This is a genomic window from Rhodococcus sp. NPDC078407, assembly GCF_044542515.1.
In the GTDB taxonomy this organism is placed as follows: Bacteria; Actinomycetota; Actinomycetes; order Mycobacteriales; family Mycobacteriaceae; genus Rhodococcoides.
Genome location: NZ_JBITUQ010000020.1, coordinates 55,901 through 77,842, shown reverse-complemented (window position 1 = coordinate 77,842; position 21,942 = coordinate 55,901). Strand labels below are relative to the sequence as shown.

At 66.3% G+C, this 21,942-nt stretch carries 1 protein-coding gene; it reads right to left on the bottom strand.

The window, feature by feature from the left end; all coding sequences use genetic code 11:
* Positions 1 to 87: 87 nt before the first annotated feature.
* Positions 88 to 21,852 carry a non-ribosomal peptide synthase/polyketide synthase gene (locus tag ACIGGF_RS19045; RefSeq protein WP_397522721.1) on the bottom strand — a complete coding sequence of 7,255 codons (21,765 nt, stop codon included), beginning with the start codon at positions 21,850 to 21,852 and terminating at the stop codon, positions 88 to 90.
* Positions 21,853 to 21,942: the final 90 nt, after the last annotated feature.

Sequence of the window (21,942 nt, the reverse complement as noted above, 5' to 3'; positions counted from 1 at the left end):
CACAACCGCCTCTGCCGCGTGTCGAGAACGCTCACCGTCTCTCCGGACGGTTGTTGTTCAGGGCCGAAGTCTATCGACCCGAACAAATCAGCCGAACTGTGGCGCGCCGTGGATGGACACACCGACCGGTCGTTCTGGCTCCTTCGCATCATCGTCCACGATCACCAGAGCCACCAGGTCCTCGAGATCGTCCGACTCCAATTCCGCGACCGCCGCAGCTTCCGCCGCAGTCACGAACACGTGCGTCATCCACTCGGCGACGACCAGATCGGCCGAATCTTCGGGTGACTCGGCCCGATCGACCACCAACACAGCACCGACCGAGGCAGCCAACACAGCGGCGAACCAGGCCGACGGAGAGGTGATCGCGGTGGGCACGCCGAGCCGCGACTCGTAGTCGATCACGTACTCCCCGACCGCCCGAACGGCCGCAGCAGCAAGGGCACCGTGGCTCACCGTAGCGCCGGTCGACATGTCCACCACAAGAGCCGGGCTGTCCGCCGTGAGCACGGCGATGCGGTCTGTGTACGTGATCGGACGAGGCGATCGGTCGGTTACCGACCTCGACATCGCCGCGTCCCCGAGATCGACGACCGCGGAGACTCGATCCCAGTGCTGCGCCTCACCGGTGTCGATGACGACGACGGTCGCGCCCACTCCAACGGCACCGTCGACGTCGTTCACCAGGGCCAGAGCACCGCCCGCTTTGATCACCGCCCACCGGGCCACGACGGATTCGACTGCGTCGTCGACGGCGACGGCAACCGTCACGTCGGGCCCGACATTGCGGTCGATCAATTCACGGGCCAGGCGTGACGAACGTCGGTCGAGCTCGAGGTAGGTGGTCTCCTCGCCTGCAGAGGACAACGCCGGGGCCTCCGGATCCGCCTCCACGGTCGCAGCGAGCAACTGCGGCAACGTTCGACCGGCCACCGCGCCCACAGCGTTCCGAGTCGGGGATGCGGTCAGCGCTGCCCGCTCGTCGTCAGCGAGATCGTCGATCGCACCGACCTTGATTCCCGGAGCCGCCGCGACGGCGTCGGCGATCCTGACGAACCGGTCGACCATCGACGATACGGTCGTCTCGTCGAACAGGTCTGTGGCGTAGGCGAACTCGACCGCAAGGTCCAGTTCGTCGTCGGCACCGACCACGGGCCGAGTCTGCACTGTCACCTGGAGATCGAACTTGGCGGTCGGCTCGAATCCTTCGACGGGCTCGACGATCAGGTCAGGCAGTTCGAAGCGAGCCTCCCCCAACGGCTCGACGGACAGCACGGTCTGGAATAGCGGGCTGATCCCGGGGGTTCGGTCCTGCCCGATGACATCGACGACGTGCTCGAACGGTACGTCCGCGTTGCCGAATGCCCGCAGGTCACTTTCTCGAATGCTGCGCACGAGATCCTCGAACGTCGCGTCCGGATCGACGCTGGTACGAAGCGCCAGCGTGTTGACGAACATTCCGACGATGTCGTCGAGTTGTTCGTCTCCCCTACCGGCGATCGGAGTTCCGACGGCGAAATCCCGCGCACCACTTGTCCTCGCCAGCACCACCGCGAGGACGCTGTGCAGCACCATGAACAGAGTCGCGTTGTTCGATCGTGCGATGTCGACGAACGCCTCGTGGGTCTGCGCGTCGAGATGTGCGCGAACACTTCCACCGTGCAGCGAGGGCTCTGCCGGTCTCGGCCGGTCCCACGGCAGCGCGATGACCGGCGTGATACCGCCTAGCTCGGTACGCCAGAACTCGACCTGCCGATTCGCTGAGGAACCCGGATCGTTCGTCGAACCCAGCACCTCACGCTGCCACAGCGTGTAGTCGGCGTACTGAATCGACAACGGTGCCACCGACGGAACCGTGCCGGCTGTCGCGGCAAGGTACGCGGTCATCACGTCGCGAGCCAGCGGTGCCATCGACGCTCCGTCGCCGCTGATGTGGTGCATTACGATGACGAACACGTACTGCATGTCGCCGTCGTCCGTTCCGGACAGTCGGAAGAGTGCCCCACGCACCGGAGGCGCGGCCGTGACATCGAAGCCGTCGTACACCAGTCGACGCACCCGGTCGGCGATGTCGGCTTCGCCCGTGGCGTCGATCGGATCGAGGTCGAGAACGGTGGCCCGGGCACCCAGGACCTCCTGGAATGCAGTGCCGTCGGCATCCTCGGGATAGCGGGTTCGCAAGGTCTCGTGTCGCTCGATCGCCCACGTCGCCGCCGCTTGCAATGCAGCCACGTCCAGGTCACCGGTGAGCCGCAGGGCGAGCGGCATGTTGTACGCGCCCGACCCGGGGTCGAGTCGATTCAGTACCCACATACGCTGCTGCGCGAGCGAGAGCGGTACCCGCTCGTCGCCCGTCCTGGGTCGAAGCGGCACGCGATGCACCGTTCCCTGGAGTTCCGTGCGCGCTGCGAGCGCTGCGACTGTCGAGTTCTCGAACAGCTCGCGCACACCCACCTGCTTGCCCAGAGCAGCGGTGATGCGCGCTGCTGCACGGGTGGCCGCGAGCGAATTTCCGCCGAGCGCGAAGAAGTCGTCGTCCGATCCCACCCGATCGATACCGAGCACGTCGGCGAACACGTCGGCGATGGCGATCTCGGTCACGGTCACCGGTGCACGGAACTCACGCGCCTCGAACACCGGCTCCGGCAACGCTTTTCGATCGAGCTTGCCGCTGGCGTTCAGTGGGAACTCGGCGAGCACCATGATCTGGGTCGGCACCATGTAGCCGGGAAGTCGGCTGCCTGCGAACGAGGTCAGCTCGCTCACGTCCACCGACGCACCGGTACGAGGAACTACGTAGCCGACCAGGATTTCGCCTGACGCCGTCGACGTCACCAGTACGGTGGATCGGTCGACGTCGGGGTGTGCGGTCAACGCCGCCTCGATCTCACCGAGCTCGATCCGCAGGCCGCGCAGTTTCACCTGGAAGTCGGTGCGGCCGATGTAGTCGAGCTCGCCGTCGACGTTCCACCGGACCAGGTCGCCGGTCCGGTACATCCGAGTACCCGGTGCACCGTACGGATCGGCAACGAACCGGTCTGCGGTCAGATCCACTCGCCCGAGGTAGCCGCGGGCCAGCTGGACTCCCGCGAGGTAGAGCTCACCCGCGACGCCGACCGGCACGGGCCGCAGCCGCGCGTCGAGCACGGTCACTCGGGTGTTGGCCACCGGCACACCGATCGGTACGCCGGCGACGTCGGCAGCGGTGACGCGGTGGTAGGTCACGTCCACCGCGGCCTCGGTGGGGCCGTACAGGTTGTGCAGGTTGGTGTTCGGCAGTGCTGTACCGATTGCCGAGGCGACCGATACCGGCAGCGCCTCACCCGACGCGAACAGCATGCGCAGGCTCGAACACCGCGAGACTCCGTCCGCTGCCGCGAACACGGCCAGCATCGACGGCACGAAGTGTGCGACGGTGACCGACCGCTCGGTGACGATCTCGACCAGATAGGCCGGGTCGCGATGCCCGTCCGGCTTCGCGATCGCCAATTCGGCACCGATCTGCAACGGCCAGAACAACTCCCACACCGACACGTCGAACGTCACCGGCGTCTTCTGGAGCACCACATCGTCGACGGTCAGACCGTACTCGTCCTGCATCCACACGAGCCGGTTGACGATGGCGGCGTGCGACACGGCAACACCCTTGGGCTTGCCCGTCGAGCCCGAGGTGAAGATGACGTACGCGACGTCGTCGGAGTGAAGCGTGGTGCGACGCTCGTCGGCGCGAACCGCATCGGCGGCGAGTCCCGCGAGATCGACGGAATCGACCTCGATTCGCGGTGCGGCGGACGATACCGATTCCACGGCAGACGAATCCGCCTCAGTGGTCAGAATCGCGACGGGATCGGCCATCGCGAGGATGTACTCGACGCGCTCGGCCGGCTGATCGGGATCGATCGGAACGTACGCCCCGCCCGCGGTCAGCACCGCGTAGACGCCGACGAGCATGTCCACCGATCTCCGAATGGCGATGGCGACCATCGTTTCCGGGCCGACGCCCTCGCGAATCAGCAGTCGCGCAAGCGCGTTCACTCGACCCGCAAATTCCGCGTACGTCACTCGGTCATCCCCGAAGGAGACCGCAAGCAGGTCCGGCGACTGCGCCACCCGATCCTCGAACATCGACACGAGCGTTGCCGCGGAATCGATCTCGCGGGCAGTGTCGTTCCACTCGTCGAGTATCCGTGTGCGCTCCGCGGTATCGAGCAGGTCGATGTCGAGTACCCGACGTGTGGGGTCCGCCGCGAACGTAGAGAGAAGCGAGACGATGCGCGCCAGGATCGACTCGACCGAACGGGTGTCGAAGAGGTCGCTGATGTACTTCGCCGTCAGCGTCACTTCCTCGTTCGCCACCACGAGCAGGGTCAGTGGATAGTGGGTGTTGTCGTTGGAGCCGACACCCTCGACGGTCATGCCGTCGATCGACGCGGCTTGCTCTGCCAACTCTGCCTCGTTCACCGGGTACGACTCGAACACCGTCAGGGTGTCGAACAGGTTGCCCAGCCCCACATCCCGCTGGATGTCCGCCAATCCCACATGGTGGTGATCGAGCAGATCGGCCTGCTCACCTTGAAGCCGCGTGAGGTACTGCTCCACGGTGTCGTGCGCATCCAGGCGAACTCGCACCGGAATGGTGTTGATGAACAAGCCGATCATCGACTCGACTCCAAGCAGGTCCGCGGGCCGACCCGACACCGTGGCCCCGAAGACCACGTCGTCGCGGCCCGTCATCTGAGCCAGCAGCATTCCGTAAGCGGCCTGTACCAACGTGTTCACGGTGACGCCGAGGCGTCCACCGAGCGCGATCAACGCTGAGGTGGCCTCCGCGTCGATCCGTACCTCGGTCTCCGCCGATCGGCTGGAGATCTCGCGGCCCAGCGTCGGTGGAGTCAGCAGCGTCGGCTCGTCGACGCCATCGAGTGAACGGGCCCACGCCTGCCGGGAGGTCTCCGGGTCGCGCTGACCGAGCCACTGCAGGAACGAGCGATACGAGCGCGGCCGCGGCATCGACGACGTGTCGCTGCGGACGGCGTAGAGGTAGAGCAGCTCCTTCATCACCAGCGGCAGCGACCAGCCGTCCAGCAGCACGTGATGGTTGGTCATCGCCAGTCGGTACGTCGTGGGCCCGAGGCGAATCAGCAAGAACCGCAACAACGGAGCGGTGGTTATGTTGAAATGCTCCCGCTGATCCTCGTCCAGTGCAGCCGCGACCGCGGCGGCGCGCGCGTTCTCCTCCACACCGCTGAGATCGACAGTGCGCCAAGGCAACCGCACACCCTGCTGAACTATCTGCACGCTGTCGCCGTCCGCGGTCACCGCGAACACGGCGCGGAGGTTCTCGTACCGATCCAGCAGGGCCTGCGCAGCATCACGCAGACGCTCTTGATCGACCTCGCCTGCCAGGTCGAGCACGACCTGCATCGTGTAGACGTCGAGCGAGGTGTCCGCGAACAGGGCATGGAACAGCAAGCCCTGCTGCAACGGTGCCAGCGACCACACATCGGTCAGTGCCGGATAGCGCTGCTCGAAGCCGAGAATGTCGGCCTGACTCACGCGCGCCAACGGAAGGTCCGACGGAGTGAGGCCACCGGCATGAGGGGTACGTGCGTGGGCCGCGAGCGAGTCGAGCAGCCCCGACCACAGTTGTGCCAGCCGCGCCACGGTCGCCTCGGAGATCGCGCCGCGCGGGAATGCCAGCGAAGCACTCAGGGCGCTTCCGTCGTCGGTGTCGACCACGATCGCGTTGATGTCGATCGTCTTGTTCGCGGCCATGTCCGGGTCACCGGCTGCAGACAGACCGGTGGCGTCCTCTGCAGGCAACCAGCCGAGAGACTTCATGTCCTCCGGTACATCCCCGGTACCGACCCGACCGAGATAGTTGAAACTGATCTGCCCGGTGGACAGCGGTGCCAGCTCCGTCTCGCTCGTTCGATCGAGGTAGCGCAGTAGCCCCCATCCCATTCCACGGTCGGGCAACGCCAGCATCTGCTCCTTGACGGCCTTCACGGCGTCGCCGAGGGCAGAGCCGCCGCCGAGGGCGTCGTCGACGTCTATTCCGGTCAGGTCGAGCCGAACCGGGAAGAGGCTGGTGAACCAGCCGACGGTCCGGCCGAGATCCGCTCCGGGGACCACGGCCTCCTCGCGGCCGTGACCTTCGAGCTGAAGCAGTGTTGCCGGGGCATCGATTCCCTGTTCCTTGCGCAGCGCGGTGACTGCCAGCGCCAGTGCGGCGAGCAAACCGTCCGCGACTCCGCCGTGGTAGATCTCGGGAACCGTGGTCATCAAGGTGCGCGTCGCATCCGACGACAGGGACATCTCGACTCGCTCGAGGGTGTCCACCACGTCGACAGCCGGCTCGAAGGCCCGCTCCCCCAGGACCGGGTCCGGGGTCCGGGCGATGCTGCGCCACTCCGGCAACTCGTGCGTCCGGCGCGCCGCTTCCTCCACGAGTGCGTGTGTCCAGCGCCGCATCGACGTCCCGACATCCGGCAACACCGGGGTGGCACCGCCGGCGATCTGCGCCCACGCGGACACGAAGTCCGGCACCAGGATTCGCCACGACACGCCGTCGACGACGAGGTGATGCGCGACGACCGTCAGTGTGTTCGGCGCGCTGTCGACCCACACGAACGCGAGCATGCGCCCGTTCTGCGGATCGAGCGATCCGACCGCCGCATCCACCGCGGCAGTTCCACCGTCCGCCGCCGAGGTCGTCAGCAACTCGTCGACGTCCACCGAACCGGGCTCGCCGACCTCGAGGCCCCAGCCACGATCGTCGTGCACGAGGGTGGACCGAAGAATGTCGTGATGATCGACGACAGCAGTGAGCGTGGCCACGACACCGTCGCGGTCGATCCCTTCCGGAAGCTCGAGTGTGAGCGCCTGATGGAAGCGACGGTACCCACCGCCGCGCTGCAGCAGTGCCGCACCGAACGGTGGCAGCGGCAGCCAGCCGACTCCACCGCCGTCGAGTTCGTCGAGGACGACCGTGTCCGCACACTCGCCGACGATGACGGCCACCTCGGCCAGCCCGGCAACGGTCTTGCGCTCGAACACATCTCGTGGGCCGAACTGGATTCCTCGTGCCTTGGCTCGCGAGACCAACTGAATGGACACGATGCTGTCGCCACCGAGCGCGAAGAAGGAGTCGTCGACGCCCACCGTCTCCAGCCCCAGGACGTCGGCGAACACGTCGGCGATGATGCGCTCGGTATCGGTGCTCGCAGTGCGGAACTCGGCGTCGCTACCGAACTCGGGATCCGGTAGTCCACGGCGATCCAGCTTGCCGTTCGGTCCGAGCGGAAGTGATTCGAGAACCACCACCGACGCCGGAACCATGTATTCCGGCACCGTCCGCGCCGCGACCGCAGTCAGTGCCGCCGGATCGACGACCGCGCCGGAGGCGGCTACCACGTAGCCCACCAGGATTTCGCCCGCCGACGGCGTCTGCCGCACGAGCACGACGGCCTGATCGACGGTCGGGTCGGCGATGAGCGCCGACTCGATCTCGCCGAGCTCGATGCGAAGCCCGCGGAGCTTGACCTGGAAGTCGGTGCGCCCCAGGTACTCCAGCTCTCCCCCGGTATTCCAGCGTACGAGGTCACCGGTGCGGTACATCCGGCTCCCGACTGGTCCGTGCGGATCTGCCACGAATCGGTCTGCTGTCAGGTCGGGTCGTCCCAGATAGCCTCGGGCCAGCTGGTTTCCGGCCAGGTACAGCTCGCCCGGCACGCCGATCGGCACCGGGTGCAGACGAGCATCGAGCACGGTGACCCGGGTGTTCCATACCGGCATGCCGATCGGCACCGACACGGTGTCTGCGTCGATGACCCGATGGAACGTCACGTCCACGGCGGCCTCGGTCGGTCCGTACAGGTTGTGCAGTTCCACAGCGGGCAGTGCCCGGCGGATGCCTGCGGCGACCGAGACCGGTAGCGCCTCACCCGATGCGAACAGCATCCGCAGGGCGCTGCATCGCTCGATCCCGTCGGTGGCAGCGAACACAGCGAGCAACGAGGGAACGAAGTGTGCGGTGGTGACACCGCGGCGTTCGATCGTCTCGACCAGATACGCGGGGTCGCGATGACCGTCCGGCTCGGCGATGTAGAGCTGCGCACCGATCTGCAACGGCCAGAACAACTCCCACACCGAGACATCGAACGTCACAGGGGTCTTCTGCAGCACCACATCGTCGACGGTGAGCTCGTACTCGTGCTGCATCCACAGCAGTCGGTTGACGATGGCGGCGTGCGATACGGCGACCCCCTTGGGTCGGCCGGTCGACCCCGAGGTGAAGATGACGTAGGCGGTGTCCGACGGCCTCAGCGGTGCCGATCGCTCCGAATCCTCGACCGGTCGGGTCGCGGACGCACCGGTGTCCACGGTGTCCAGCAGGATCTGCGGAACGGACGAGCCGGCGACGCCCCCGTCGCGAGTGGTGGTCAGCACCGCGACCGGTGCTGCAGTCTCGAGGATGTACTCGATCCGATCGGCCGGCTGGTCCGGGCCGACCGGCACGTAGGCACCGCCAGCAGCGAGGACCGCGTAGATGCCGACGAGCATGTCCGGCGAACGGCGCATCGCGATCGCGACCACGGTCTCGGGCCCTACCCCCTCCCCGATCAGCACTCGGGCAAGCGAATTCACCCGACCGGAGAACTCCGCGTAGTCCATCTGCTCGTCGCCGAAGCCGAGGGCGACGTTGTTCGGTGCTGCCGCTACCTGCTCGGTGAACAGGGAGACCAGGGTGTGCCGACCGTCGATCTCATGGTGGGTTGCGTTCCATTCCTCGAGGACCGCAGTGCGCTCGGCAGGCTCGAGGAGATCGACGTCCCCGACCGGCCGGTCGATCTCGGCTGTCATCAGCTCCAGAACCCGGACGAGCCTGCGCGCGAATGCAGCCATCGACGACTCGTCGAACAGATCTGTGGCGTAATCGAATTGGACGTCGACGCCACCGGGTGCGCCGGCAGAGTCGAACTTCTCCCAGAGAGTCACCTGCAGATCGAACTTGGCGATCGCGCTCGACAGGTCGACACCGTCGATGTCGAGACCGGGTAGCGCGAACGACTGTTCGCCGAGGTTCTGGAACGTGAGCATCACCTGGAAGATGGGATGCCTGGCCTGCGACCGTTCCGGCGCGATCGCGTCGACGAGTCGCTCGAACGGTATGTCGGAGTGCGAGAACGCCCCGAGATCCACCTCTCGCACCAGCGCGAGCTGGTCGCGCAATGTCGCGCCCGGCTCGACGGACGTGCGCAGAGCAAGGGTGTTGACGAACATACCCACGAGGTCGTCGAGGTTGGAATCTCCGCGTCCGGCCACCGGCGTCCCGATCACCACGTCGTCGGTTCCCGCCAGCGCAGCCAACAGCACCGCGAGAGCGGTGTGCGCGGTCATGAACACCGTCGCGTTGTTCTCCCGAGACGCCCGGGCGATGCTCTCGTGCAGTGCGGCGTCGAGCGAGAAGTTGTACGCGGCGCCTCTGTTCGTCGCCACCGCCGGTCGCGGTCGATCGGTCGCCAGATCGAGTTGTGCGGGCGCGCCGCGCAGTACCGAACGCCAGTAGCCGAGCTGCTGAGCCATCGGCGATTCCGGATCGTCCTCGGTGCCGAGCAACTCGCGTTGCCACAGGGTGAAATCTGCGTACTGGACGGGCAACGGTGCCCACTGCGGATCCTCGCCCGCCGCACGTGCGGTGTAGGCGACCATGATGTCGCGGGTCAACGGTCCCATGGAGAACCCGTCGGCGGCGATGTGGTGGGCCACGAAAGCCAGGACGTGCTCACGCTCGTCGATGCGCAGGATCGCCACCCGCACCGGAACGGAGCTGGTGACGTCGAAGCCCTCGGAGACGAACCGCCGCAACGTCTCGGGCATATCGTCGGCGGCCGTCTCGATCACGTCGATGGACGGAGCACCCTCGGCGAGACCGAGGACGACCTGACTGCCTCGCCCGTCGACCTCGGGGTACACGGTGCGCAGAATCTCGTGCCGCGAGACCACATCCGTCACCGCTCGCACCAGTGCAGGCACGTCCAGATCGCCGGACAGTCGGATCGCCACCGGGATGTTGTTCACCGCCGAGGTGGGATCGAACTGGCTCAGGAACCACATCCGCTGCTGTGCCAGCGACAGCGGAATTTGCTCGGGCCGCCTGCGCTGCACCAGTGCTCGGCGCGCACCGGCACCCACGGTGGATTCGATGGCGCGCGCGAGTCCCAGCACCGTCGGCGACTCGAAGATCGCCCGCACCGGAACAACGGTGTCGAGAGCCGATCCAAGACGCGAGACCACCTGGGTGGCGATCAGAGAATTGCCGCCGAGTGCGAAGAAGTCGTCGTCCAGACCCACCCGCTCGACACCGAGGATATCCGCGAACACACCGGCGACCGTCACCTCGACGAGATCGGTCGGTGCCCGGAACTCTGCGGCCTCGAACACCGGCTCCGGCAGGGCTTTTCGGTCCAGCTTGCCGTTGGCGTTGAGGGGCAGGACGTCGAGGATCACGAAGGCGGACGGCACCATGTAGGACGGCACCGACGATGCCATCGACGCGCGCAGGGTCTCGGGATCGACCGATACGCCGTCGACGGGCACCACGTAGGCGACCAGTCGGTCCCCGAGCCGCTCGTCGCTCGAGGCGACCACGGCCGCATCGCGTACCGACTCGATCGAGCGAAGTGCGGCGTCGATGTCGCCGAGCTCGATGCGGAAGCCGCGGATCTTGACCTGGAAGTCCGAACGACCCACGTACTCCAGTTCACCGTCGCCGCGCCATGCTGCGAGATCGCCTGTGCGATAAAGCCGTCCGCCCGACGAGAACGGATCGGCCATGAACCGCTCCGTGGTGAGATCGGGCCGCCCGACATAGCCGTCGGCCAGCTGACTGCCCGCCAGATAGAGCTCTCCCGTGACACCGACCGGCACCGGAGACAGACGTGAATCCAATACGTAGACACGGGTGTTCCATTCGGGAGCGCCGATGGGAACCGGCCCCGTCCCGGAATCGTGCACCCGGTGCGCGGTGACCGACACCGCTGCCTCGGTGGGACCGTACAGATTGTCCAGGCGTGCTCGCGTCGCGCGGAGCGCACGCTGCGCGGTGGCAGGCGGCAGTGTTTCGCCGATGGCCAGGATCCGACGCAGCCCGGACGGCAGCGTACCGCCGGACGCCGCGATCAACGCGTCGAGCATGGACGGCACCGTGTGCAGCGTCGTCACGTTCGACTCGGTCATCAGGTCCAGTAGGTAACTCGGATCGCGGTGTCCACCGGCCTCGGCGACCACGGTGCAGCCGCCGGAGATCGACGCCGTCCAGAATTCCCACACCGACAGATCGAACGTCGCAGCGGTCTTGAGCAACACCGCGTCGTCGACGCCGATGCCGTATTCGGCACGCGCCCAGAGCAACTGGTTGACAATGGCGCGATGACTGACGGCGACTCCCTTGGGTCGACCGGTCGAGCCGGACGTGAAGATCACGTACGCCGTGTTCGCGGCACGCAGGGGCGCACGTCGTTCGTCGTCGGCGATCGGGGCATCAGAGATGTCCGCGTACTCGTCCGAATCCGCGTCGATCAGGACGACGGGCACGGACCGACCGTTCCCCTCGGGAGCCGAGAACCCGTCCCGGGTCGAGCTCAGGATCAACAGAGGCGATGCGTCGTCGACGATGTCGGCGACACGGGCAGCCGGCTGATCCGGATCGAGTGGCACATAGATTCCGCCGGCCTTGCTCACCGCGTACATCGCGACGAGCAGCTCGACCGAACGCCCGAGCGCGAGTGCCACCGTCACCTGCGGGGCAACTCCCGCGGCGATCAACCGCCGCGCCAGACGGTTGATCCGACTGTCGAACTCACGATAGGTCAGTGTCCGGCCGGCGTACCTGAGCGCCGGAGCGCCGGGACGGGCGTCGACCTGAGCGTCGAACAGCGACACCAGAGTCTGCGAAAGATCGACATCGTGATCGGTGTCGTTCCAGGTGTCCAGGATCGTCGATCGCTCTGTCTCGTCGAGCAGGTCCAGATCTCCGACGACTGCACTCGGGTCCGCAGCCACCGCGGCCAGCACCGCGACGAATCTACGGGCGAAGGCTTCGACCGTCGACCTGTCGAACAGGTCGGTGGCGAAGGTGAATTCGGCGTCCATGTCCGCAGGCGTGCCGTCGGCGGCGTAGCGATCGGACACCGTCAGTTGGAGGTCGGTCTTGGCGAGGGTCGACTCGGCGTCGACACCGCGGACGGTCAGCCCCGGCAACTCGAAGCTGAGATCGGCCAGATTCTGGAACGACAAGCCGATCTGGAACAGCGGGTTCCGCGCGGTGGAGCGCACCGGGTTGAGTACTTCGACCAGACGCTCGAACGGGATGTCCGCGTAAGCGAATGCCGACAGGTCGCGCTCGCGCGCCTGCGCCAGCAACTCCTCGAAGCTCATGGACGGGTGCACCGTGGACCGGAACACCAACGTGTTGACGAACATGCCGATCATGGGATCGAGCGCGCTCTCGCCGCGGCCGGCGATGGGCGTCCCGATGGCGACGTCCTCGGTTCCCGCCACACGTGCCAGGAACGCGGCGAAGGCCGAGTGGACGACCATGAAGACGCTGGCCTGACGTGCGCGGGCGAGGTCTGCGACCGCGGCATGAACTGCGGCATCGACGGTGAAGCGCACCGTCTCGCCCCGGAAGCTCTGGGTCGGGGGGCGGGGTCGGTCGGTCGGCAGTACGAGCTGGTCGGGCAGACCGTCCAGTGCTTCCTTCCAATACCGAACCTGTTGCGAAGCAACAGAATTCTCGTCGTCGTCGGAGCCGAGAACGGCGCGCTGCCACAGCGCGTAATCCGCGTACTGTACCGGCAGCGGCTCCCAGTCCGGAGCCGAGCCTGCCGCCCTCGCGGTGTACGCGGTCATCACATCCGTTGCCAGCGGTCCCATCGATGCACCGTCGGCGGAGACGTGATGGACGACGAATGCAAGGACGTGCTCGGCGTCCTCCCCATCGATTCGCACCAGCATCGCGTCCACCGGAACTTCGCGGGTCACGTCGAAGCCGCGAAGGAAGAAGCGGCTCACCGTCTCCGGGACGTCGGCCGCCGCCACTGTCCGCACCGACAGGTCCAGAGTGGCCTCGTCAGCCGGAAGTACCCGTTGGAACGGTCCGTGTTCGGAGTCCGGGTAGAGCGAGCGCAGCGATTCGTGGCGCTCCACCACATCGCCGACGGCGGCAGCCAGTGCCGCCGTGTCGAGCGCACCGGTCAGGCGGACCGCGAACGGAATGTTGTCCACGGCCGACGAGGTGTCGAACTGGTTGAGGAACCAGTAGCGCTGCTGTGCCAGCGACAGTGGTGGACGCTCGGGCCGAGGTCCGGCCACGAGCGGCGCACGCGAGCCCGAACCGACGCCGGACTCGAGGCGATCCGCCAGCGCTGCGACGGTGGACACCTCGAACAGCATGCGTACGGGCACCGTGGTGTCCAGAATCGCACCGAGACGCGAGACCACCTGCGTCGCGATGAGCGAGTTGCCACCGAGCTCGAAGAAGTCGTCCTGGGCACCCACCCGATCGACTCCCAGCACCTCCGCGAACACGGTCGCGACGCTCTGTTCCACCGCGGTTGCCGGCGCGACGAACTCGCGGGCTTCGAACGCCGGAGCAGGAAGTGCGGCCCGATCGAGCTTACCGACCGATGTCAGCGGCACCGCGTCGAGCACCATGATCGATGCCGGAATCATGTAGATGGGCAACGCTTTTCCAACGAACGCCGTCAGGTCGTCCACATCGACCGATGCGTCTCGGACCGGGAGTACGTACGAGACCAGCGTGGTGACACCCGAGGGCAACTGGTGTCCGAGTGTCACGGCGAACTCGACACTCGGGTACGCGGTCAGGGCCGAGTCGATCTCGCCGAGTTCGATACGGAACCCACGCACCTTCACCTGGAAATCGGTGCGCCCCACGAACTGGAGTTGAAGATCCTCGGTCCAGCGCACCACGTCTCCAGTGCGATACATCCGGCCGCCGCCCACACCGTAGGGGTTGGCTACGAAGCGCTCGGAGGACAGCATGGGCCGACCGAGATAACCGCGCGCGAGAGCGCCGCCGGCCAAATAGAGCTCCCCCGCCACTCCGGACGGCACCGGACGCAATCGATCGTCGAGGATGAGAGCCGACATGCCGTGAATCGGCCGTCCGACGGTGATCGGTTCGCCGGGGGTCAGTCTTGCGAAACTCGAGATGATCGTCGTCTCGGTCGGTCCGTAGCCGTTGAAGTACTTCCGGCCTGGGGCCCATCGCGCCAGCAGTTCCGGTGTGGTGACGTCGCCGCCGACCGAGAGCACTTCGAGCGCGTCGAGACCTGCCGGATCCATCGTGCCGAGCACCGCGGGCGTGATGATCGAATGGCTGACCCGCTCGGCCTTCATCAGCTCCGACAACTCGGTACCGCCCAGGATCTCGGCGGGCACGATCACCAGAGTTGCACCTACCGAGAACGCCGCCATCCATTCGAGGACGGACGGATCGAAGTTCGGCGAGCAGACATGCAGGAATCGCGCAGACGGTGTCAGGTGGTACAGATCGCCGGCGGCGTCGAGCACGCCCCCGAGCCCGGCGTGCGTCACCACGACGCCCTTGGGCTTACCGGTCGAGCCCGAGGTGTAGATGACGTACGCCGGATTCTGGAACACCGACGGCCGCAACCGATCCGCATCGGTGATCGGATCGGCGGCGTGAGCGCGCACCGCCGCCACCACGTCGTCGTCGTCGAGACGGATCCATTCCGGCCCGCCGCCGGATCCCTGCACCGAAGCCAGGTGTGCCGCGGCGGTCAGGCCGAGTACCGCCCCGGAATCACCGACCATGTGGGCAATGCGGTCGCTCGGGTATGTCGGGTCGACCGGGAGATGGGCACCGCCGGCCTTGGCCACTGCCCAGACCCCGAGCACCATCTCGTAGGAGCGCTGGAACCCGAGCGCGACGACGGTCTCCGGCCCCACGCCCCTGGAGATGAGCAGACGGGCAAGCTGAGACGACGTGCTGTCGAGTTCGGCGTACGTGATGGAGCGATCGCGGTAGCGGATGGCGATCGCCTGCGGATCGAGAGCGGCTCCGGCAGCGAAGATCTCGGCGAGAGTGCCACCCGCCAACACCTCGTCGCCATGCACGTGGGTCAAGCGGTCGTACTCGTCGTCGTAGAGAATCCCCAGGTCGCCGACCGGAGTACTTGGATTCGTCACCACACCGTCGAGAAGACGACGGAACCGGTCGGCGAAGCCCGCGATGGTCGCCTCGTCGAACAGATCGCGCGAGTAGAGCCAGGCCGCGGACATACCGCCTCCGTCGGACTCACGCAACGTCAACGACAGATCGAACTTGGCCGTCTCGACGTCGAGATCGACGGCCGAGACCTCCAACCCGGGCAGAGCGAAGGTACTCGGCGGAAGGTTCTCGAAGGCGATGGCCACTTGGAACAGAGGGTGTCGCGAAGCGGAACGTTCGGGGTCGAGAAGATCGACCAGACGCTCGAACGGGATATCGGCGTGTGCAAAGGCCGACAGATCGACCTCGCGGACGTCGGCGAGCATGCCGTCGAATCCCTTGTTCGGGTGCACCGCGGTCCGCAGGACCAGAGTGTTGACGAACATGCCGATCACGTCGTCGAGTGCGGCATCTCCGCGTCCGGCGATGGCCGTGCCGACGGCGATGTCCGTCGAATTCGACATGCGCGCAAGGAATACCGCGAGGGCGGTATGCAGCACCATGAACGTCGTGGTGCCGCTCTCCCTGGCCAACGCAGTGAGACCGGCATGGACATCGGGGGCGATCTCGAATTCGACCCGGCCACCGGCCCCCGAGGACTCGGCCGGACGCGGCCGATCGTGCGGAAGAGCGAGCTCCGCCGGCATCTCCGCCAGCGTCTCGCGCCAGAAAGTTGCCTGCCGAGAAATCAAGCTCGCCGAATCCGCCTCGCTACCGAGTACCGAGCGCTGCCACAGCGTGAAGTCGATGTACTGCACCGCCAGTGGCTGCCAGGACGGCGACTCGCCCGCCACTCGTGCGAGGTACGCGGTCATCACGTCGCGGGTCAGCGGACCCATGGACCAACCGTCGGCGCTGATGTGATGCACCACGAACACCAGGACATGTTCATGCTCCGAGACCTCGAACAGCCTCACGCGCAACGGAACTGCAGCCGTGACATCGAAGCCTGCGGCCACGAAGGCGGTCACGTCGGCCACGATCGAGTCGGACGTTGCCGCTACCGGCTCGAGATTCGGGACGACGGTCCGAGTGGGAAGCACGAGTTGGTGTCCCGAGCCGTCCACACTCGGGTACACCGTGCGCAGGGATTCGTGGCGCTCGAGGACGTCCGACACGGCTGCACGCAGTGCGGCGACGTCCAACGAACCACGCAGCCGGATGGCTACCGGAATGTTGTTCACGGCCGACTCGGGATCGAATCGGTTCAGGAACCACATCCGTTGCTGCGCCATCGACAGCGGAACGGTCTCCGGTCGAATCTGCGGAACCAACGGTGCCGCGGCCCCACCACCCAGATGACTCTCCACCCGAACTGCCAGTGCCGCAACCGTACTGGCCTCGAACAGCATACGAACCGGGACCGTCGCATCCAGTTCGCTACCCAACCGCGAGACCACCTGGGTAGCGACGAGAGAGTTACCACCCAGTGCGAAGAAGTCGTCGTCGACGCCGATGCGGTCGACTCCGAGAACGTCCGCGAACACCCGAGCGACGATCTCCTCGACGGGATTCGACGGTGCGCGATACTCGACTTCCTCGATCTCGGGATCCGGCAGGGCCTTGCGGTCCAGCTTGCCGCTCGCGCCGAGGGGCAGAGCATCGAGAACGACGATCGCGCCGGGCACCATGTACGAGGCGAGGCGCTCGCTCAACGCATCACGCAGAGACTGCGTGTCCACGCTCCCGGTGCCCACCACGTAGGCCACCAACCGATCGGCCCGGACCACGGTGACTGCCTGGCTCACCGACGGCTGCTCGAGCAGGGCCGCTTCGATTTCGCCCAGTTCGATCCGTAGACCGCGAAGCTTGACCTGGAAGTCCGAACGTCCGACGTAGTCGAGTTCACCGCCCGGCAGCCAACGCACCACGTCGCCCGTGCGATACATCCGGGCTCCGTCTTCGGCGAACGGGTTGGGCAGGAAGCGATCCGCCGTCAGGTCCGGTCGCCCGACGTAGCCCCGCGCAAGCTGTGTTCCGGCGAGGTAGAGCTCTCCGTGCACTCCGACCGGCACCGGTCGCAGAGCGGAGTCCAGTACGTAGACGGCTGTGTTCCAGACCGGCGCACCGATCGGTACGACGGCAGTGTCGTCGTCGGTGACTCGGTGGTATGTCACATCCACCGCGGCTTCTGTCGGGCCGTAGAGGTTGTGGATCTCGATGGCCGTCAGCGCCCGGCGCAGCGCCTGCGCAGTCGTCGGTGCCAACGCCTCACCGGAGGCGAACACCAGCCGCAGGGTTGCTGCGGACTCGGCGCGCGCAGCGACCTCGGGAACGAACACCGACATCATCGAGGGAACGAAGTGAACTACCGAGACTTGTTCCCTTTCAATGATATCGAGAAGATACGCAGGGTCACGATGGCCGTCCGGTACAGCGACTGCCACCGAGGCACCGTTCTGCAGAGCCCAGAAGAACTCCCAGACCGAGACGTCGAACGTCGCGGGCGTCTTCTGCAGCACCACGTCGGAGGCGGTCAACCGATACTCGTGCTGCATCCACGACAATCGGTTGACGATCGATTCGTGCGAGACGCCGACGCCCTTGGGGCGGCCGGTGGATCCGGACGTGAAGATGACGTACGCGAGGTTGTGCGGGCGCAACGGTCCCCGGCGATCGGCGTCGTCGAGGGGTTCGGCCGAATGTGTCGAGACGTCCAGCGCGTCGATGTCGACAGTGTCGAATCCGTCGAGTTCGAGGTGATCACGGGTAGAGGACAACACCAGAACCGGATTCGCCGTTGCGGCGATGTAGTCGTTGCGCTCGCGCGGCTGGCTCGGATCGACGGGCACGTAGGCCCCACCCGCCGTGACGACCGCGTACATGCCCACGAACAGCTCGATGCTGCGGTCCATCGCGAGAGCGACCAACGTGTCCGGACCGACACCACGCGAGACGAGTTCTCGTGCAAAACGATTGACCCGGGCGGCGAACTCGGCATAGGTCAACCGTTCTCCCTCGAACACCAGAGCCTGCGCATCGGGTGTGGCCTCGACCTGGGCTCGGAACATCTCGACCAGTGTTCGGTCCGACGACACCTCGTGACCGGTCGCGTTCCATGCTCGAAGCACCTGGAACCGTTCCTCGGCATCGAGCACATCGATCTCGGCGATGGGTGCGGCAGGCGCACGGGTCACCGATTCGAGGACCCGCAGGAACCGCTCGCCGAAGGCGACCATCGTCGACGCGTCGAACAGATCGGCCGAGTACGTCAACGCTACCGTCAAACCGGCCGGATCCGTGCCCTCGGCCACCGAATTCCACAGGGTCACTTGCAGATCGAACTTTGCGAGATCGGCCTCGTAATCGAGCGCGCTCACCCGAAGACCGGGGATTTCCACGGACGTGGCGTCCAGGTTCTGGAAGGTCAGCATGACCTGGAACAGCGGATGACGAGCCGTCGAGCGAGTGGGTGCGAGAACCTCGACCAGTCGCTCGAACGGAACCTCGGCGTGCGAGAACGCGGCCAGATCGGTCTCGCGTACGCGGCCCAGCAGGTCCTCGAAACCGGCTGCGGGATCGATCGTGGTGCGCAGCACGAGCGTGTTGACGAACATGCCGACGACGTCGTCGAGGACGGCGTCGCCGCGCCCGGCGACCGGTGTTCCGATCGTGACGTCGTCGGTAGCAGACAACGTCGCCAGCAGAACGGCCAGTGCCGAGTGGACCACCATGAAGGTCGTGGCCCCGTGGGTACGCCCGAGTTGTTCGACCGCCGCGACGAGGTCCGCATCGATCTGGAACTGATGTGTACCGCCGTGGGTGGTCGCCACCGCCGGCCTCGGTCGATCCGTCGGCAGGTCGAGCTGTTCGGGCGAGCCGGCCAACTGCGAGCGCCAGTAGGCCTTCTGTGCGGCGATCAGCGAGGTCGGATCGTTCTCGTCTCCGAGTACCGACCGCTGCCAGAGCGTGTAGTCGGCGTACTGGACGGGCAACGGCGTCCAGGCCGGCTCCTGTCCGGAACTGCGGGCCACGTACGCGGACACCACATCTCGCGTCAACGGTGCCATCGAGAAACCGTCGGCCGCGATGTGGTGGACCACGAGTGCCAGAATGTGTTCGGTCGGAGACAGCGCCAGTACGGCGGCGCGCACGGGCAAGCCGGTCGAGACGTCGAACGGCCGGAGAGCGAACTCAAGCAACGTCTCGGGCAGCTGGGCTTCCTCGACGCTCGAGAATTCCACGTCCACTGCGGCGGAACCGGGTTCGAGCACCTGCTGGTACCCCACACCGGCGTGATCCGGATAGATCGTCCGCAGTGACTCGTGCCTGCCCAGTACGTCCGCGACTGCCGCACGCAGCGCATCGAGATCGAGATCGCCGGACAACGAGATGGCGACCGGGATGTTGTTGACGGCCGATTCGGGCTCGAAACGGTTGAGGAACCACATCCGTTGCTGAGCCAACGACAACGGAACACGCTCCGGCCGCGGCTGCGCGGTCAGTGCCGCACGAGGTGCGGCGCCGGAGGTCTCGGCCGAATCGATGACAGCGGCGAGCTCGGCGACGGTGGGAGCATCGAAGAATGCGCGAACGTCCACGGACACACCGCGTTCGGCGTTGACGCGCGCGACGACTCGGGTGGCGTTGAGAGAGTTTCCCCCGACCGCGAAGAAGTCGTCGTCGATACCGATGCGGTCCATACCGAGGACGTTCTGGAAGATCTCGGCGAGCACGGACTCGGTCTCGGTGTCAGGAGCTCGGTATTCACGGACGAGTGATCCGAAGTCAGGGGCCGGCAACGCCTTTCGGTCGAGCTTGCCACTCGAATTTAGCGGGAATTCGTCGAGCACGACGAACAACGACGGCACCATGTAGTCCGGTGTGCGACGCCGTACCGCAGCTGCGAGATCACTGTGGTCGATCTCGGGGTCGGACGAGACGACGTAACCGACCAGATGCTCTCCCAGCTCTGTGTGGGCCTCGTCGGAATGCACCAGCACCGCAGCCTGACTCACGTTCGGCTCGGCGAGCAGAGCAGATTCGATCTCGCCGAGTTCGATGCGCAGTCCACGCAGCTTCACCTGGAAGTCGGTGCGGCCGATGTAGTCGATCAGCCCGTCGGAGCGCCTGCGCACCAGGTCTCCGGTGCGGTACATCCGATCGCCTGGTGCGCCGAAGGGGTCGGCGACGAAACGATCCGCGGTGAGGTCGCCTCGTTGCAGGTAACCGCGCGCGAGCTGCACGCCCGCAAGATACAGCTCACCCTCGACGCCTCTGGGCACCCGGTGCAGTGACTCGTCGAGCACGTAGAGCTCGGTGTCGGCCACCGCGGCACCGATCGGGACAGCACCGTCCTCGACATCCTGCGTGCGGTAGTACGTGACGTCGACCGCGGCCTCGGTGGGGCCGTAGAGGTTGTGCAGCGCCGCGGCAGAGATCCGGTGGAACGCGTTGACGGTGCGCGCCGGTAGTGCTTCGCCCGATGCGAACACGGTCGTCAGCGACGTCACCTGTGCTGCAGCGGGTTCGGCGACGTACACCGAGAGCATCGACGGCACGAAGTGGGTAATCGTGACGCTCTGCTCGCCGATGATCTGTGCAAGGTACGCGGGATCTCGATGGCCGTCGGGCTCCGCGATCACCAGGCGGGCACCGACCTGCAACGGCCAGAAGAACTCCCACACCGACACGTCGAAGGTGAACGGTGTCTTCTGCAGCACGACGTCCGCAGCAGTCATGACGTATTCACGCTGTCGCCACGCGATGTTGGCCACGATCGCGCTGTGCCCCACCGCGACGCCCTTGGGCCGACCGGTCGAACCGGAGGTGAAGATGACGTACGCGAGATCGCTGGACGACAAGGGGGCGCGGCGGTCTTCGTCGGTCACCGGGCCGGCGGGGTAGCCGGACAGATCGACCGTATCCAGCGACACGGTCGCGGTGGACGCCGGCACGTCGGGGTGATCGGTGGAGGTCGTGACCACCACCACCGGCTCGGCGATATCGAGGACGTACCCCAACCGATCGGACGGATGATCCGGGTCCAGAGGAACGTACGCGCCGCCGGCCGCGGTGATCGCGTACATGCCGATCAACAGGTCCATCGACCGTCGAATCGACAGGCCCACTCGCGCGTCGGGGCCGACACCGCGCTCGATCAGGTGTCGGGCCAACCGGTTCACCGAATCCGCGAACTGCGAGTACGTCAGCGTCTCGCCTGCGAACGTCAGGGCCGGAGCCTCCGGGGTCCGCTCGACCTGCTCGACGAAACGCCGATAGAGAGTGTCGGCCTCGGCCGAAATCTGTGGCCCGGCCGCTGCGGTCGACACGGCCGCCGTGTCGTGCCCCAGCACCGACACCGCATCGATGAGGAGGCCGGCAACGACTGCGTCGAGGCCACCCTCGGTCGCCTCGATCAGACCGGGGACGGCCGTGGACAACACGACGGGGACCAGTGCGTCGGGTCCGAGGGCGCCGCCCATCGCCGTATCGAGGGCGGTGATCTCCGCATCCAGACCGACGTAGGTCAGCTCCACACCGAGGTGCGTCAGCGCCACCCGATCCGGTTCGAGCGCACCGACGCTCCGAACCAGCCGAGGCAGTTCCTCGATAGTCGAAGAGCTACCGCCGAGGCCGCCTGACGCCATCTATCCATTCCTCCTGATCGAAAACCGTGCCGTGTCGTTCTCGTTGGCCCCGCCCGGTCGGCGGGGATACGTGCTGCCGGGATCGGCACC

Excerpts from the sequence above, each read along its gene's own strand:
- ACIGGF_RS19045 (WP_397522721.1), bottom strand. The coding sequence starts at position 21,852 with ATGGCGTCAGGCGGCCTCGGCGGTAGCTCTTCGACTATCGAGGAACTG.